A 15,140-nucleotide genomic window follows, 5' to 3' on the forward strand; every position below is an offset into this window, starting at 1 on the left:
GCGGGTGACGATCAAGGGTTGTCTTTTCGACCGCAGCGGGGAACGCTGGCCGGTTGGGGGCTCAGCCCGGAATCGCCCGGTCGAGGGCGGCCGCGGCGCCGACAGCAGGTCAGGTGTTGAGGGCCCGGCGCCGGGCTCCGACCCAGACCGCAGCGCCGACGGCGACGACGCCGCCGACGGCGAGGGCCGCGAGCGTCGGCTTCGGCGGCGGCAGGTGCAGCCGCGACTGCAGGGCGACGGGCCGGGTGAACACGAGCACGGGCCAGCCCCGGGAGGCCGCGATCTTGCGCAGCTCCTTGTCGGGGTTGACCGCGTGCGGGTGCCCGACCGCCTCGAGCATGGGGACGTCGGTCACCGAGTCCGAGTAGCCGTAGGAGCGGGCGAGGTCGTAGCCGGCGCTGGCGGCGAGGTCGCGGATCGCGTTCGCCTTCTCCTCCGCGTAGGCGTAGTACTCGATGTCGCCGGTGTAGCGGCCCTCCTCGACCTTGAGCCGGGTCGCGATCACCCGGTCGGCGCCGAGGAGCGCTCCGATCGGCTCGACGACCTCGCTGCCGGAGGTGGACACGATGACCACGTCGCGGCCCGCGGCGTGGTGCTCGTCGATGAGGCGGACCGCCTCGTCGTACACGAGCGGGTCGACGATGTTGTGGAGGGTGTCGGCGACGATCTCGCGCACGGTTGCGACATCCCAGCCCGCGGTCAGCTGTGACATGAACTGGCGCATCTTCTCGACCTGGTCGTGGTCCGCGCCGCCGACCATGAAGACGAACTGGGCGTACGCCGAGCGGAGCACGGCGCGTCGCGAGATGAGGCCGCCGGCCTGGAAGGGCTTGCTGAAGGCCAGCACGCTCGACTTGGCGATGATCGTCTTGTCGAGGTCGAAGAACGCGGCGGTGGGCGGCGTGCCCGCGGAGGCCATGGGGTCATCTTAGGGAGGCGCGCGCGCCTCTCGCGTCCCAACCGTCGCGCCCGGAGCCGCTGATCGTCCACAGCGGGTCCTGCGGACAGCATCGTCCACAGCGGCCACGGCGGCCGGCATGGTCGTGTCGGGGGACGGCGAGAACCTCGTCATGACACGCAACCGAACCTTCCGTTCCCCGCACGCCCGGCCCGCGGACGTGCCCGCCCTGGTGGTGACTGCCGATGACGACCTGCTGGCCGAGCTGCTGCCGCTCGCCGCCGCGGCCGACGTGGCGCCGACGATCGCCCGCGACCCGCTGACCGCGCTGGTCACGTGGAGCCGTGCTCCGGTCGTCCTCGTCGGGGCAGACCTCGCGGCCGCGATGGCCCGGGCGGCGCCCGAGCGACGCCCGCGCGTCTTCGTCGTGAGCGGGCCGCGCCCGCCCGACCAGCTGTTCCGGACGACCCTCGAGCTCGGCGCCGAGAGCGTCGTCGAGCTGCCGGGCTCGTCCGGCTGGCTGGTCGAGCTGCTGGCCGACCTGACCGAGCATCAGCCCGATCGGGCTCGGGTGATCGGCGTGATCGGCGGCACCGGCGGCGCTGGGGCGACGACCTTCGCCTGCGCCCTGGGCCAATGGGCCGCGCGGTCCGGCGATGCCGTCGTCATCGACTGCGATCCCCAGGGTCCCGGTCTCGACCGGATGCTCGGACTCGAGCGGTGCGAGGGCTTCCGGTGGGACGCGCTGTGCCAGACCACGGGCCGGCTCTCCGCTCGCTCACTGCGCGAGGCCCTGCCGCGACGGGGGCGGCTGGGCGTACTGTCGTGGTACGTCGACGGCCGGGCCCAGAGCCTCCAGGCGTTCGCCGTGCGGGAGGCCCTCTCGGCAGCGCGCCGCGGTCATCGGGTGGTCGTCGTGGACCTCCCGCGCTCGCCGGATCCGCTGGTCGACGAGATCGCCGCGCGCTGCGACGAGCTGCTCGTCGTGACACTGGGCAGCGTCGTCGGCGTGGCGGGCGCGGCCCGGATGCGTGCCCGGTTCGCCGACCATGCGGCTCCCGGCGTGGTGCTGCGCGGTGAGGCGTTCGCCGCGGGCGATGTCACCCGCGCGGTCGGCCTGCCGGTCCGCGTGCAGATGCGCGACCAGCGGGGTCTCGCCGAGGCGGTCGACCTCGGCTTCGGCCCGCTCCGCTCGCTTCGCGGGCCGCTGGCGCGCGCGGCGTCGCGGGTGCTCGCCGAGCCCGTCGTCGAGGTGGCGGCGTGAGCACGCCGTACCAGGCGGGTCCCGCGGCTGCGGACGCCGATGTCTCCGCGCTGGTCGAGGACGTCCGGGCGATGCTCTCGAGGACGGCTGGCGACCTCAGCCCGCACCGGGTGTCCGACGCCCTGCGTGCGGCCGGCCGGCCCGTCGGGGACGCGACCGTGCTGGCCGTCTACGAGGCGCTGCGCCGCGACGTGATCGGCGCGGGCCCGCTCGATCCGTTGCTCGGACTTCCCGGTGTCACCGACGTCCTGGTCAACGGGCCGGGACCGGTGCGGATCGACCGCGGTGACGGGGTCGAGGAGACCGACGTGGTGATGGCATCGGAGGAGTCCTGCCGCCGCCTGGCCCAGCGCCTGGTGGCGAGCGGAGGACGCCGTCTCGACGACGCCGCGCCGTGGGCGGACGTGCGCCTGCCCGACGGCACCCGTTGCCACGCGCTGCTCGCGCCCCTCGCGCAACCGGGGACCGCGATCTCCCTGCGGGTGCCGAGGCGGGGAGGCTTCAGCCTGGCCGAGCTCCATGCGGCCGGAGCGCTGACCGATGCCGGCCTGGAGCTGGTGCGGCGGGTGGTCGACGCCCGGCTGGCCTTCCTCGTGACCGGCGGCACCGGTGGGGGCAAGACGACCCTGCTCTCCGCTCTGCTCGGGGCGGTGGACCCTGCCGAGCGGATCGTGGTGGTCGAGGACGCCGCCGAGCTGCGTCCTGATCACCCGCAGGTCGTCGGTCTCGAGGCCCGCCCGGCCAACCTGGAGGGGGCCGGTGCCGTCGTGCTGCGCGATCTCGTGCGCCAGGCGCTGCGGATGCGTCCGGACCGCGTGGTCGTCGGCGAGGTCCGCGATGCCGCGGTGGTCGACCTGCTCGCCGCGATGAACACCGGCCACGAGGGTGGCTGCGGGACGCTCCACGCCAACTCGGCGGCCGACGTACCCGCTCGCGTGGAGGCGCTCGCCCTCGGCGCGGGCCTGGCCCGCGAGGCGGCGCACAGTCAGCTGGTCGCCGGGCTCGACGCCGTGCTGCACGTACGCCGCGACCGCGGCTCGGGACGCCGGCGCCTGGGTGAGGTGGCGGTCGTGGTCCGGGGGCCCGACGGCCTGGCCCGGACCGAGGTGGCGGTCGCGTTCGACAGCGACGGTACGCCGGTCACGGGCCCGGGATCGCGGCGGCTCCTCGACCTGCTCGAGGGCAGGCGATGAGCGTGCCCGCGCTGATGACCGTCCTCGCCGCGGTCGCCGCTGCTCTGGCGCTGGCGATGCCCGCTGGGCCGCGTCTCGCGGGGGAGGTCGTACCCGTCCCGGGCGGCGGCCGCACGCGCCTCCTGGCCGTGGTGGCGGTCTCCGCCGCGATCGCCCTCATGGCCGGCGGTTCGGCCCAGGGCCTGGTGCTCCCGCTCCTCGGCGTCGGCCTCGTCAGCGCCGTGGTCCGGGGCCTGGCCGCGCATCGGCGCGACCGCGACGCCGCGGAGGTACGCCGCCGCGTGGTCGACCTGTGCGACGCCCTGCGCGCCGAGCTCGCGGCGGGCCAGACCCCGGCGGGCGCCCTCGACCGGGCTGCCTCGGAGTGGCCGCTGGTCGCTCCCGCCGCGCGCGCGGCGCAGAGCGGGGGCGACGTGGAGTCGGCGCTGCGATCCCTCGCCGCGACGCCGGGCGGGGAGGCGTTGCGCGTGGTCGCGGCGGCGTGGCAGGTGGCGCACCGGACCGGGCACGGTCTGGCCGACACCCTCGGTCGGGTGGCCACCGACCTGCGGGCGGCGGAGCGCACGCGGCGGATCGTGGGCGGCGAGCTGGCCTCGGCCCGGGCGACCGCCCGCCTCCTCGCGGCCCTGCCGCTCCTGGCCCTGCTGATGGGATCCGGCGCGGGCGCGAACCCGGTGCGCTTCCTGCTCGGCCATCCGGCCGGGCTGACCTGTCTCGTCGGCGGGCTGGCGGCCGGCTATGCCGGCATCGTCTGGATCGAGGCGCTCGCCAGGGACGTCGAGCGTCATGGATGAGTGGGTGGTCGTGGTCGGCCTGCTCGTCGCCGCGGGGGTGCTCCTCGGCCCGGCAGCGCGTCCCGCCCTCGACGGCGGCCGCGGTGTTGGCGGCGGTGTCGGCGGCGGTGCCGGCGCGTCCCCGGCGTCCGACCCGGCTGACCGGGTCGAGCGCGACGGCATCCTGCGGCGGGGCCGGCTCGTCTGGGGACTGCTCGCCGGCTGCGGCGCCGGGGCCCTGCTCGGCGGTCCGCTCGCCCTGCCGGCCGGGCTGGGGGTCGGTCTCCTGGTCGCCGCGACCGCCGGGCGTCTGGAGCCGAGAGCGGCCCGGGAGCGGCGCGAGGAGGTACGCCGCGACCTCCCCCATGTCGTCACCCTGCTGGCTGCGGCCCTGCGCTCGGGCCAGGCGCCGGCCGACGCGATCGAGCTGGTGTGCCGCGCCCTGCCGGGGGCCGCGTCGGATCGTCTCGCGGCTACCGCCGCGCGGCTCCGGCTCGGCGGGGACGGCGCTGTCATCTGGGCCCGCCTGGCCGACGATCCCGAGCTCGGGCCGCTCGGGCGCGCCCTCGCCCGCGCGCAACGGACGGGGGCGCCGGTGGTGGCCGCGGTCGAAGGGCTGGCCGCGGAGCTCGCCGCGCGTGCCCGGGCCGAGGTGGAGGACCGTGCACGCGCCGTGGGAGTCCGGGCCGCCGTACCCCTGGGCGTCTGCCTGCTGCCGTCGTTCCTGCTGCTCGGCATCGTCCCGCTGGCGGTCTCGCTGGCGGGCGGCATCGTGCGGAGCGGGTGAATCAGGAGGCACATCCGTGTCGTCCGGAGCCGTCGGCCGTCCCCAGGCCCAACACCGACCGGGCGTCCTCCACAGGCCCGGACCGGCCGAGGCGCCGGCGTCGGCCGGGACCCGCACTCTGGACCCGACAGCCGCACCCGGTGGCTGCAGACGAACGGAGAGAACCTTGAGATTGCGCACCTCCCGTCCCTCGGAGCGGGGCGTCACCACCGCGGAGTACGCCGTCGCGACCGCGGCCGGCGCGGGCTTCGCCGGCCTGCTCTACAAGCTGCTCAGCGGAGGCTTCGGCGACAAGCTGATCAAGACCCTGTTCGACCATGTGCTCGGCCTGCTCGGCATGGGGTGAGCGACGTCGGGCCCGCGGGGGGCAGCGCCGCCGCGAGCGCGCCGGGGACCGAGGCGCGGTGACCGCCGAGCTCGCGCTGGCGCTTCCGGTGCTCCTCGCGCTGACCACCGGCCTGGTGTGGCTGCTGGCGGTCGGCGTCGCCCAGGTCCGCACCGTCGACGCGGCGCGGGAGGCGGCCCGAGCCCTCGCGCGGGGCGACGACGCCGGCGAGGCCCTGGCCCTGGGCGAGCGGGTCGCCCCCGACGGCGTCCGGCTCACCGTGGCCCGCTCGGGCGAGCGGGTCGTGGTCCGGGCGCGCGGTCGCGTCCGGGGCCCCGGTGGCCTGTTCGGCTCGATCCCGGGCGCGACCCTGCAGGCCGAGGCGGTGGCGATCGCCGAGGAGGAAGGAGGCGGCCCGTGACCGGGAGATCGGCGACCGGGAGATCGGCGACCGGGAGACAGGTGACGCGGCTGCCCGGCCAGGCACAGCGGGGAGCGGCCACCGTCCTGACCGTCGCGATGGCCGGCGTCCTCCTCCTCGTCGGCGCCGCCACGGGAGTGGTCGGGGCGATCGTCGTGGCCCACCGCCGAGCCCAGGCGGCCGCCGACCTCGCGGCCCTCGCGGCGGCGACCACGCTCGGCCGGGCCGGCGACGCCTGTACGGCCGCCGCGGAGGTCGCCCGCGACAACGGTGCCGCGCTGACCACCTGCCAGGTCGAGGGGAGCGACGTCCTCGTCGAGGTCAGCGTCGCCGGGCCGCGTTGGCTCGGTCAGGATGAGGACCTCGGCGCGCGGGCCCGAGCCGGACCGGCCAGGAGCAGCCGGCCGCCGTAGCCTCCTCGGGAGGTCAGCTCCCGTCGTCGGAGAGCTCGCCCCGGCGGCGTTCGAGCTCGACCTGGTCGAGCTTGTCCGAGAGCTCGGTGAGCCGCTTCTGCTCCTTGCGGCGCTTCCAGCCCTGCTTGGCCCCGGCCTTCATCATCCACAGTCCGCCGACGACGAGGAGAGTGGAGACCGCACCCCACAGCACCAGCGTCCCGGGCGCGACGTCCATGTTCATGATCTCGGCGGACCGGTGCTTGTAGTCGATGCTGGCGCCGAAGAAGCTCAGCACCAGCCCGATCACACCGACGACCAGGACGACCAGTCCGAGCAGCAGCATGGCGGCAGGCTACCGCGCGCCACCCCGCTCGCCGGGTGCCTCGCGCAGCAGCGCGTCGAGCAGGGCGACGGCGCCGGCCTTGTCGAGCGGGTCGTTGCCGTTGCCGCACTTGGGGGACTGGATGCAGGACGGGCAGCCGGTCGCGCACTCGCAGGCCGCGATCGTGGCCCGGGTGGCGCGCAGCCAGGCGGCGGCGGTGCGGTAGCCGCGCTCGGCGAACCCGGCACCCCCGGGGTGGCCGTCGTGGACGAAGACGGTGAGCACGCCGGTGTCGGGATGGCGGGCGGTCGAGACGCCGCCGATGTCCCAGCGATCGCAGGTCGCGAAGAGAGGAAGGAGGCCGATGGAGCAGTGCTCGGCGGCGTGGGCGGCGCCGGGCAGGTCCGCAGGCGCCAGGCCCGCCGACGTGCGGAGGTCGCCGAGGACCGCATCGGGCACGGTCCACCACACGGCGGCGGTCGACAGCGTGCGCGCGGGCAGGTCGAGCGGGGTCTCGTCGATCACCTCGCCGGTGCGGGTGCGGCGCCGGAGGTAGGACGTCACCCGGCTGGTGACCTCGACGGTGCCGAAGGAGACCCGGCACGGTCCCCATGCGACGTGCTCGCGCTCGTCGACGATCTCGATGTCGGTCACGTCGCGTGCGGTCGTGGTGTGGTCGACCTCGGCGCGGTGCAGGGTCGCGACGTGCTCGTCGAGGTCGAGCGAGTCGACCAGCCAGGTCTCGCCGCGGTGGAGGTAGACGGCTCCCTCGTGGGCGGTGCTGTGCGCCCGTCCACCGTCGACGGTGCCGACCACCCGGCCGGTCCCGGACTCCACCAGCTGGACCTGGGCGCCGCCGGCCGAGCGGATGTCGGCGAGGTCGGCGGCACGGGCGCGGTCGGTCCAGTACCACCCGGCGGCCCGCCGGCGCAGCAGCCCGCGCTCGACCAGGGAGCCGAGCACCTCGCGCATGCGGGGGCCGAAGAGCTCGGCGTCCGCGACCGTCACCGGGATCTCCTGCGCCGCGGCGCACAGGTGCGGCCCCAGCACGTAGGGGTTGTCGGTGTCGAAGACCGTGCCCTCGACCGGGCGGCCGAGCAGCGCCTCGGGATGGTGGACGAGATAGGTGTCGAGCGGGTCGTCGCGGGCGACGAACAGGCCGAGGGCGCCCCCGCCGTCGCGGCCGGCGCGGCCGACCTGCTGCCAGAAAGCCGCCCGGGTGCCGGGGTAGCCGGTCACCACGACGGCGTCGAGACCGCTGATGTCGATCCCGAGCTCGAGAGCGTTGGTGGCGGCCATGCCGAGCAGACGTCCGCTGCGCAGATCCTGCTCGAGGGCGCGCCGCTCCTCGGGGAGGTAGCCGCCGCGGTAGGAGTCGATCCGGCCGGCGAGCGAGGGATCCACCTCGGCGACCAGCTCGCCGGCGCGGCGGGCCACGGTCTCGACGCCGTGTCGCGACCGCACGAACGCCAGGGTGCGCACGTCCTCGACCACCAGGTCGGCGAGCAGGTCGGCGGTCTCGGCGGTGGCCGGGCGGCGCACAGGCGCACCGTGCTCGCCCTGGTACGACGTCAGCGGCGGCTCCCACAGCCCGAGGGCGAGCGCTCCGCGCGGTGAGCCGTCCTCGGTCACGGCGCTCACCTCGAGGCCGGTCATCCGGCGGGCGGTGACGTCGGGGTCGGCGACCGTGGCCGACGCGAGGACGAACACCGGAGACGCGCCGTGGAACGCGCAGATGCGCCGCAGCCGGCGCACGATCTGCGCGACGTGGGCGCCGAAGACCCCGCGATAGTGGTGGCACTCGTCGATCACGACGTAGCGCAGCGAGCGGAGGAAGGAGGTCCAGCGCTCGTGGCTCGGGAGCAGGGAGCGGTGGAGCATGTCGGGGTTGGAGAGGACGTACTCCGCGTGGTCGCGGGTCCACTCGCGCTCCTCGGGCGTGCTGTCGCCGTCGTGGGTCGCGACCCGGACGTCGAGTCCGAGATCGCGGATCGCCGTGCACTGGTCGTGGGCGAGCGCCTTGGTGGGGGCGAGATAGAGCACGGACGCGCCGCGCTGTCCGCGCGGGCCGCGGGCCGCACGGATCTCGGAGAGCGCGGGCAACAGGTAGGCGAGGGACTTGCCGGACGCCGTACCGGTGGCGAGGACGACGTGCTCACCGCGGTGGGCCGCCTCGGCGGCGGCGACCTGGTGCTGCCAGGGGAGCACGACCCCGCGCCGGGAGTAGGCCGCCACCACCTCCGGGTCGGCCCACGCCGGCCAGGCGGCGGTGGCCGCCGCCCGCGCCGGGACCTGCTCGCGATGGGTCAGCCGCTGGGCCCGGGAGGGCAGCGCGACCAGCCGGTCGAGCAGCGCCTCGGGGTCGCGTCGGCCCGCCGGGGCGACGTCGAGATCGGGCTGCGCGGTCACCCTCGGATTGTCCCCCCGACCCCCGACACGGGGCGAACCCGTACCCATGGCATGTCCCGGTCGTTGCACGAGCGTGCGTCCGGCATGGTTTGATAAGGGTCACTACGTAGGAGCTACTCCGGGGTGAGGGTCGTGAATCTGACACTGTCGACGCGCGAGGTCGGTGGGCGCACCGTCGTTGCCGTGGGTGGAGAGATCGACGTCTACACCGCCCCCAAGCTGCGTGACACCATCACCGAGCTGGTCGCCGGCGGCACCTACGACATCGTCGTGGACATGCAGGCGGTCGAGTTCCTCGACTCCACCGGCCTCGGGGTCCTCGTCGGCGGCCTGAAGAAGGTCCGTGCCCACGACGGCTCGCTCGAGCTCGTCTGCAACGCCGACCGGCTCCTGAAGATCTTCAAGATCACCGGACTGGCGAAGGTGTTCGTCATCCACGACTCGCCGGAGACCGCGCTCGCCTGAGCCTGGCACCGCTCAGCTCACGGCCGCCTCGGCCGAATCTCCTCGCAAAGGAGAACCGATGACAGCCACCGCCAGCGACACCGGTCCCGCGCCGGGCCCACTCGCGCGACGCCATGCCGCCACCGTGCACGAGGTGCGCGGCACCGTCCCGCTCCTCCTCTCCCACGGCTTCGGGACGAGCCAGGAGATGTGGGGCCGGCTCGTGCCGCTGGTCGAGGAGAGTCGCTCGGTCGTGCTCATGGACCACGTCGGCGCCGGCGGCTCGGACCTCTCGGCCTACGACCCGCGCCGCTACCAGACGCTGCGCGGGTACGCCGCCGACGTCGCCGACCTGCTCGACGAGCTCGCGCTGGGCCCGGTCCACTACGTCGGCCACTCCGCCGGAGGCATGATCGGCGTCCTGGCCGCCCTCGCCCGCCCGGAGCTGTTCGCGTCGCTGTCGCTGGTCGGCGCGTCGCCGCGCTATCTCGACGACGACGGCTACGTCGGCGGGTTCACCCGGGCGGGGGTCGACGACCTGCTCGAGGCCATGGAGGCCAACTTTTTCCAGTGGTCGCGCTCGCTCGCCCCGGTCGCCATGGCCAACCCGGAGCGCCCGGAGCTCGCCGAGGAGCTGGCCGCCATCTTCGCGCGCACCCAGGCGCAGATCGCCGTCGACTTCGCGCGCGCGATCTTCCTCTCCGACTTCCGTGACGAGCTGCCCGGCGTGAGCCTGCCGACCCACGTGGTGCAGGCGGCCGACGACCCGATGGTCCCGGCCGCGGTCGGCCGCTTCCTGCACGCCGCGATCCCCGGCAGCCGGCTGTCCCTCCTCGAGGCGACCGGGCACTTCCCGCACGTCAGCGGTCCGGACGAGACCGCTCGGGCGCTTCTCGGCTTCCTCGACTCCCTCGCGCTGACGTGAGCGACGCGCTGCTCTACGACCACGCGCCCTGCGGCTACCTGACGACCAGCGCCGACGGGGTCGTCAGCCGCGCCAACGCGACCCTCCTCGGCTGGCTGGGTCGCGGGTACGACGCGCTGGTCGGGACGCAGTTCGCCGACCACCTGCGGGCCGGCGCGCGCGTGGTGTGGCTGACCCACCACATCCCGCGCCTCGCCGCCACCGGTCGCCTCGACGCCGTCGCGGTCGACGTCGTGCGTGCGGACGGGTCCCTGCTCCCCGCGATCGTCACGGCGGTCCTGAGCCCCGACCCACCGCCGGCGGGCGGGCGTCCCGAGGTGCTGATCACCCTCATCGACGCCTCCGAGCGCCAGGCCTACGAGCGGGAGCTGCTCCTCGCCCGCCAGGCCGCGGAGCGGGCCCGCTGGCGCATGCGCGCCCTGCAGCGGGTCACCGAGGCCTGCGCGACCGCGGAGACCGAGGACGTCCTCGCCCACGGCGTCGCCGCCGCGGTCGCGGCCGGCCTCGAGCTCGCCGTCGCCCGGGTCTGGCTGGACCGGGACGGCGCCCTGACCGCCGCGGCCGCCGACAGCGTCGTCGACGGGGACGCCACCTGGGCGGACGAGGCCCCGAGCATGGACAGCTTCCGTGCCTGGCGCGACGGGATCCCCGTGCTGCCCGAGCAGACGGCCGGGACCCGCACGAGCGCCGCCGTACCGCTCGGCCACGGCGGCGAGACCCTGGGCGTGCTGGAGGTCGTCGTCGCCGAGACCTGGCGGGGGACGCCCGCCGACCTCGAGGTCCTCGTGATGATGGGGGCCGTGATCGGCCAGGCGCTCGCCCGGGCCCGGATGCACGCCCGCATGGAGCGGATGGCGCTGTACGACGACCTGACCGACCTGCCGAACCGCGCCCTGTTCCTGCGCACCGTCGAGCAGGCCGTCGCCAGGTCGCGCCGCGCGAGCACCCGGCTCACGCTCCTCTTCGTCGACCTCGACGGGTTCAAGGGCGTCAACGACACCTACGGCCACGCCGCGGGCGACCAGGTCCTGCAGGAGTGCGCCGGCCGGATCCGCGGAGCCGTCCGCGCCGCGGACCTCGTGGCGCGCCTCGGCGGCGACGAGTTCGTCGTCCTGTGCGAGGACTGCTCCCCCGAGATCGCCGAGGAGATCGCCCAGCGGGTCCGCGACGGCGTACGAGAGCCCATCGTCCTGGCCGACGGCATCGCCGAGGTGGGTGCGAGCGTGGGCATCACGACCGCCGTGCCGCCGCACGACGAGGGGATCGTCGACCGGCTCATCGCCGACGGCGACGCGGCGATGTACGCCGAGAAGGCCGGCCGACAGCGACTGTGACGCGCGTCACAACCTTCATGTGTTCTGCGCCACAGTCTGCGTAGACTCCGGGCACGCTCTCAGACCTGGCCTCATGGCCGAACCTGAACCCCCGCAGGAGGCAGTCGTATGCCCCATCCGTCCGTCGTGCCGTTGCTCGCAGAAGTCGGCGAGGTCGAGGTCACGGGAGGCGATCTCGCTCTCGTGGCGGTCGTCGCCCTGATCGCTGTCGGCTCCCTCGCCATGGCCGCGCTCTTCAGATCGGAGGTCCTGCGCGCCGGCGAGGGCACCCCCAACATGCAGCGCATCGCGCAGGCCGTTCAGGAAGGGGCGAACGCCTATCTCACCCGGCAGTTCCGGACCCTGACGATCTTCGCGGCGATCGCGTTCGTCGTCCTGCTCGCCCTGCCGGCGCACACCACCGACGACGCGAGCGGGCTCCAGTCGGAGTGGATGGTCCGGATCTTCCGGTCGGTCTTCTTCCTCGTGGGCGCCGGATTCTCCGGTGCGGTCGGCTATCTCGGCATGTCCCTGGCCGTGCGCGCCAACCTGCGCGTCGCCGCCGCGGCCAACGAGCAGGGCCGCGACCCCGCGATGAACATCGGCTTCCGGACGGGTGCCTTCGTCGGCATGTTCACCGTCGGCCTGGGCCTGCTGGGAGCCAGTGTCGTCGTCATCGTCTTCCAGAGCGCGGCCCCCAACGTGCTGGAGGGCTTCGGCTTCGGAGCCGCCCTGCTCGCGATGTTCATGCGCGTCGGCGGCGGCATCTTCACCAAGGCCGCCGACGTGGGCGCCGACCTGGTCGGCAAGGTCGAGCAGAACATCCCCGAGGACGACCCGCGCAACGCGGCGACGATCGCCGACAACGTCGGCGACAACGTCGGCGACTGCGCCGGCATGGCGGCCGACCTGTTCGAGTCGTACGCCGTCACGCTGGTCGCCGCGCTGATCCTGGGCTCGCAGGCGTTCGGCGACCGGGGCCTGGTCTTCCCGCTCATCGTCCCGGCGATCGGCGCGCTGTCGGCCATCGCCGGCGTCTACCTCACCAAGCCGCGTGCGGGCGAGAGCGGCCTGAAGACGATCAACCGGGCGTTCTACATGTCGGCGGCGTTCGGGCTGGTCGCCAGCGCGATCGCCGCGTTCGTCTACCTGCCGACCGAGTGGAGCGAGTTCGGGACCGGCGCCGAGGCCGACCTCAGCCCGCAGCTGTTCGCGGCCGGGGCGGTGGCGATCGGCATCGTCCTCGCCGCCGCGATCCTCGCCCTCACCGGCTACTTCACCGGCACCGAGCACCGTCCCGTCAAGGACGTCGCGCGGACGTCGCTGACCGGCCACGCGACGGTCATCCTGTCCGGCCTCTCCGTGGGCCTCGAGTCCGCGGTCTACACGGCGATCGTGATCGGCGCGGCCGTCTTCGGCGCGGCGCTCCTCGCCGGCGGCTCGACCGGTCTCGCCCTGTTCGCCGTCGCACTCGCCGGCTGCGGCCTGCTCACCACGGTCGGCGTGATCGTCGCGATGGACACCTTCGGTCCGGTCTCCGACAACGCCCAGGGCATCGCGGAGATGTCGGGCGACGTCAGCGAGGAGGGGGCGCAGATCCTCACCGAGCTCGACGCGGTCGGCAACACGACCAAGGCGATCACCAAGGGCATCGCGATCGCGACGGCCGTGCTCGCCGCGAGCGCCCTCTTCGCGTCGTACACGCAGAGCGCCTACACCGAGGTCGGGGCCGCCATCCTCGACCGCGAGTTCCTCGTCTACGACGCCAAGCTCATCGTCGGCGCGCTGCTCGGCGCCAGCGTGGTGTTCCTCTTCTCCGGGCTCGCGATCAACGCCGTCGGCCGCGCGGCGGGCGCCGTGGTGTTCGAGGTGCGCCGGCAGTTCCGCGAGATCCCCGGCATCATGGAGGGCACCGGCCGTCCGGAGTACGGCCGCGTGGTCGACATCGTGACCCGGGACTCGCTGCGCGAGCTCGCGACCCCCGGCATCCTCGCCATCCTGGCGCCGGTGGCGGTCGGCTTCGGTCTCGGCGTCGGCCCGCTCGCGGGCTTCCTCGTCGGCGCGATCGCGACCGGCACCCTGATGGCGGTCTTCCTCGCCAACGCGGGCGGCGCCTGGGACAACGCGAAGAAGCTGGTCGAGGACGGCCACCACGGCGGCAAGGGGTCGGAGGCGCACGCGGCCACGGTCACCGGCGACACCGTCGGCGACCCGTTCAAGGACACCGCCGGTCCCTCGATCAATCCGCTGCTCAAGGTGATGAACCTGGTGTCGCTGCTGATCGTCGGCGCCGTGGTCAGCCTCAGCTACGGCGAGGACGAGAACGACCTGGTCCGGATCCTCATCGCGCTCGCCGCCGCGGCAGGCATCTTCGCCGCGGTCTACGTGTCCAAGCAGCGCACCTCCGCGATCGACGACGGGGCCTCGGAGCCCGCGGTCACGGAGTCGGCCTGAGCCTGATCTGATGACCCGGCTGCTGGCCGCGCTGGCGGCGGCCCTCGTGGTCGTCGCCGGCGCGGCCGTCGTCGTTCCGGTGCAGGCGGCGGCGCCCGGACGGGCGAGCGCCGCGGCGGCGTACGTCGAGACGTCGATCGTCATCGGCACCTCGGCGCGCGGCCGACCGATCCGGGCGTTCTACCGCGGGGACGAGGGAGCGCCGCACGTGCTGCTGGTGCTCGGCCAGATGCACGGCGACGAGAAGGACGGGATCGCCACCGCCCGGTGGATCCGCGACCACGTCCACCCGCGGCCGGGCACGGGCGTGTGGGTGGTGCCGACGATGAACCCGGACGGCAACGCGCGCGGCACCCGCACCAACGGCCGCGGCGTCGACCTGAACCGCAACTGGCCGACGAGCGGCTGGTCCGGCGCCCACCGCGGGACCCGCTACTGGGGCGGCCGGCGACCGGCGAGCGAGCCGGAGACGCGGGCCATGATGGCCTTCCTGAGTCAGGTGCGACCCGACTACATCGCCTCGATCCATCAGCCCCTGCGGGCGATCGGGCGCGGCGGTCACGGCCGCTGGGAGCGGCGGCTGGCGCGCTTCCTCCACCTGCCCCGTCGCCATCTGGGCGTGGGCAACCCGGCCGGCACGGACTCGCCGACCCTCACCGCCTGGTACGACACCACGCACGGCCAGGACGGCGCCGCCGTCACGGTCGAGTACGGCGCCCGCACCACCCACCGCTACCGCACCCGGGTCGCGGGCCGCGGCATCGCGCGCGCGGCCCGCGTCCGCTGACGTCGTACGACGCCCGGGCTCAGGCCAGTCCGTCGAACGGGCGGACCTCGACCTTGCCGCGGCACGCCTTCGACGCCTCCGCGGCCAGCCGCAGCGCGACGTCGAGGTCGGGCACGTCGATCACCCAGAACCCGGCGATGGCCTCCTTGGTCTCCAGGTAGGGGCCGTCGGTCACCACCGGGGCCTCGGTCTGGCCGTCGACCACGGTGGCCGTGGTCGCGGGCGCGAGACCGCCGGCGAACACCCAGTAGCCCTCCTCCTTGAGCCGTTCGTTGAAGGCGCCCGTCTCGGCGAAGGACTGCTCCATCTCCTCCTTCGAGTCGTAGCCGTAGAACTCGCCGGTCACCTCGGTAGGCCCGTGCACGGACATCAGGTACGTCGTCATGTCGTCTCCTCGATCCGGGCGGTCCCGATGACCGCCTCCTGCCCT

Annotated in this window: 16 protein-coding genes; 12 read left to right on the forward strand and 4 right to left on the reverse strand. The window is 74.5% G+C overall.

The window, feature by feature from the left end; genetic code table 11:
* Nucleotides 1-109: 109 nt before the first annotated feature.
* The gene (locus FHP29_RS15480; protein WP_139623737.1) at nucleotides 110-919 is read right to left on the reverse strand and encodes an HAD family hydrolase; all 810 of its coding nucleotides are present in this window, start codon (nucleotides 917-919) and stop codon (nucleotides 110-112) included.
* 151 nt (nucleotides 920-1,070) lie between these two features.
* Between FHP29_RS15480 and ssd the strand changes: the two genes are divergently transcribed.
* The 7 genes from ssd (at nucleotide 1,071) to FHP29_RS15515 (ending at nucleotide 6,074) form a co-directional block, all read left to right on the forward strand.
* Nucleotides 1,071-2,162 (forward strand): septum site-determining protein Ssd, encoded by a 1,092-nt coding sequence (gene ssd, locus FHP29_RS15485; protein ID WP_139623738.1) that lies wholly within the window; start codon nucleotides 1,071-1,073, stop codon nucleotides 2,160-2,162.
* Nucleotides 2,159-3,355, forward strand: a complete 1,197-nt coding sequence (locus FHP29_RS15490) for a TadA family conjugal transfer-associated ATPase (RefSeq protein ID WP_275669449.1) — start codon at nucleotides 2,159-2,161, stop codon at nucleotides 3,353-3,355. Before ssd ends, FHP29_RS15490 begins: the two co-directional genes overlap by 4 nt.
* Nucleotides 3,352-4,149 carry a type II secretion system F family protein gene (locus FHP29_RS15495; protein WP_139623739.1) on the forward strand — a complete coding sequence of 266 codons (798 nt, stop codon included), beginning with the start codon at nucleotides 3,352-3,354 and terminating at the stop codon, nucleotides 4,147-4,149. Before FHP29_RS15490 ends, FHP29_RS15495 begins: the two co-directional genes overlap by 4 nt.
* The gene (locus FHP29_RS15500) at nucleotides 4,142-4,915 is read left to right on the forward strand and encodes a type II secretion system F family protein (RefSeq protein WP_139623740.1); all 774 of its coding nucleotides are present in this window, start codon (nucleotides 4,142-4,144) and stop codon (nucleotides 4,913-4,915) included. Before FHP29_RS15495 ends, FHP29_RS15500 begins: the two co-directional genes overlap by 8 nt.
* Nucleotides 4,916-5,081: 166 nt before the next feature.
* The gene (locus FHP29_RS15505) at nucleotides 5,082-5,261 is read left to right on the forward strand and encodes a DUF4244 domain-containing protein (protein WP_139623741.1); all 180 of its coding nucleotides are present in this window, start codon (nucleotides 5,082-5,084) and stop codon (nucleotides 5,259-5,261) included.
* Between the two features lie 58 nt (nucleotides 5,262-5,319).
* A complete protein-coding gene (locus FHP29_RS15510; protein ID WP_240044530.1) occupies nucleotides 5,320-5,661 on the forward strand; it encodes a TadE family type IV pilus minor pilin in 342 nt (113 codons plus the stop codon).
* A 41-nt stretch (nucleotides 5,662-5,702) separates the two neighbouring features.
* The gene (locus tag FHP29_RS15515; RefSeq protein WP_240044531.1) at nucleotides 5,703-6,074 is read left to right on the forward strand and encodes an Rv3654c family TadE-like protein; all 372 of its coding nucleotides are present in this window, start codon (nucleotides 5,703-5,705) and stop codon (nucleotides 6,072-6,074) included.
* Nucleotides 6,075-6,087: 13 nt separating this feature from the next.
* On the opposite strand, the gene FHP29_RS15520 is transcribed toward FHP29_RS15515, so the two are convergent.
* Entirely contained in the window at nucleotides 6,088-6,399 is a 312-nt protein-coding gene (locus tag FHP29_RS15520) for a hypothetical protein (protein ID WP_139623743.1), read from the reverse strand.
* 9 nt (nucleotides 6,400-6,408) lie between these two features.
* Nucleotides 6,409-8,787 (reverse strand): DEAD/DEAH box helicase, encoded by a 2,379-nt coding sequence (locus tag FHP29_RS15525; RefSeq protein WP_240044532.1) that lies wholly within the window; start codon nucleotides 8,785-8,787, stop codon nucleotides 6,409-6,411.
* A gap of 132 nt (nucleotides 8,788-8,919) precedes the next feature.
* Here FHP29_RS15525 and FHP29_RS15530 point away from each other — a divergent pair, with 132 nt between their 5' ends.
* From FHP29_RS15530 to FHP29_RS15550, 5 genes are all read left to right on the forward strand, one after another.
* The gene (locus FHP29_RS15530) at nucleotides 8,920-9,252 is read left to right on the forward strand and encodes an STAS domain-containing protein (protein WP_139623745.1); all 333 of its coding nucleotides are present in this window, start codon (nucleotides 8,920-8,922) and stop codon (nucleotides 9,250-9,252) included.
* A gap of 58 nt (nucleotides 9,253-9,310) precedes the next feature.
* Nucleotides 9,311-10,156: an alpha/beta fold hydrolase gene (locus FHP29_RS15535; RefSeq protein ID WP_139623746.1), complete on the forward strand. Its 846-nt coding sequence runs from the start codon at nucleotides 9,311-9,313 to the stop codon at nucleotides 10,154-10,156.
* A complete protein-coding gene (locus tag FHP29_RS15540) occupies nucleotides 10,153-11,490 on the forward strand; it encodes a diguanylate cyclase domain-containing protein (RefSeq protein ID WP_139623747.1) in 1,338 nt (445 codons plus the stop codon). The genes FHP29_RS15535 and FHP29_RS15540 overlap by 4 nt, the downstream gene beginning before the upstream one ends.
* 108 nt (nucleotides 11,491-11,598) lie before the next feature.
* Nucleotides 11,599-13,923 (forward strand): sodium-translocating pyrophosphatase, encoded by a 2,325-nt coding sequence (locus tag FHP29_RS15545; RefSeq protein WP_139623748.1) that lies wholly within the window; start codon nucleotides 11,599-11,601, stop codon nucleotides 13,921-13,923.
* 10 nt (nucleotides 13,924-13,933) lie between these two features.
* Nucleotides 13,934-14,710: a M14 family zinc carboxypeptidase gene (locus FHP29_RS15550; protein WP_139623749.1), complete on the forward strand. Its 777-nt coding sequence runs from the start codon at nucleotides 13,934-13,936 to the stop codon at nucleotides 14,708-14,710.
* A 19-nt stretch (nucleotides 14,711-14,729) separates the two neighbouring features.
* Here the strand turns inward: FHP29_RS15550 and FHP29_RS15555 are convergent, their stop codons facing one another.
* Nucleotides 14,730-15,095, reverse strand: a complete 366-nt coding sequence (locus FHP29_RS15555; RefSeq protein ID WP_139623750.1) for a YciI family protein — start codon at nucleotides 15,093-15,095, stop codon at nucleotides 14,730-14,732.
* Nucleotides 15,096-15,140 lie beyond the last annotated feature (45 nt).

Origin of the sequence: Nocardioides albidus (assembly GCF_006335005.1) — a bacterium.
GTDB classification, from domain to species: Bacteria; Actinomycetota; Actinomycetes; order Propionibacteriales; family Nocardioidaceae; genus Nocardioides; species Nocardioides albidus.

Excerpts from the sequence above, each read along its gene's own strand:
- FHP29_RS15550 (WP_139623749.1), top strand. The coding sequence starts at position 13,934 with ATGACCCGGCTGCTGGCCGCGCTGGCGGCGGCCCTCGTGGTCGTCGCC.
- FHP29_RS15500 (WP_139623740.1), top strand. The coding sequence starts at position 4,142 with ATGGATGAGTGGGTGGTCGTGGTCGGCCTGCTCGTCGCCGCGGGGGTG.
- ssd (WP_139623738.1), top strand. The coding sequence starts at position 1,071 with ATGACACGCAACCGAACCTTCCGTTCCCCGCACGCCCGGCCCGCGGAC.
- FHP29_RS15545 (WP_139623748.1), top strand. The coding sequence starts at position 11,599 with ATGCCCCATCCGTCCGTCGTGCCGTTGCTCGCAGAAGTCGGCGAGGTC.
- FHP29_RS15480 (WP_139623737.1), bottom strand. The coding sequence starts at position 919 with ATGGCCTCCGCGGGCACGCCGCCCACCGCCGCGTTCTTCGACCTCGAC.
- FHP29_RS15520 (WP_139623743.1), bottom strand. The coding sequence starts at position 6,399 with ATGCTGCTGCTCGGACTGGTCGTCCTGGTCGTCGGTGTGATCGGGCTG.
- FHP29_RS15495 (WP_139623739.1), top strand. The coding sequence starts at position 3,352 with ATGAGCGTGCCCGCGCTGATGACCGTCCTCGCCGCGGTCGCCGCTGCT.
- FHP29_RS15535 (WP_139623746.1), top strand. The coding sequence starts at position 9,311 with ATGACAGCCACCGCCAGCGACACCGGTCCCGCGCCGGGCCCACTCGCG.
- FHP29_RS15555 (WP_139623750.1), bottom strand. The coding sequence starts at position 15,095 with ATGACGACGTACCTGATGTCCGTGCACGGGCCTACCGAGGTGACCGGC.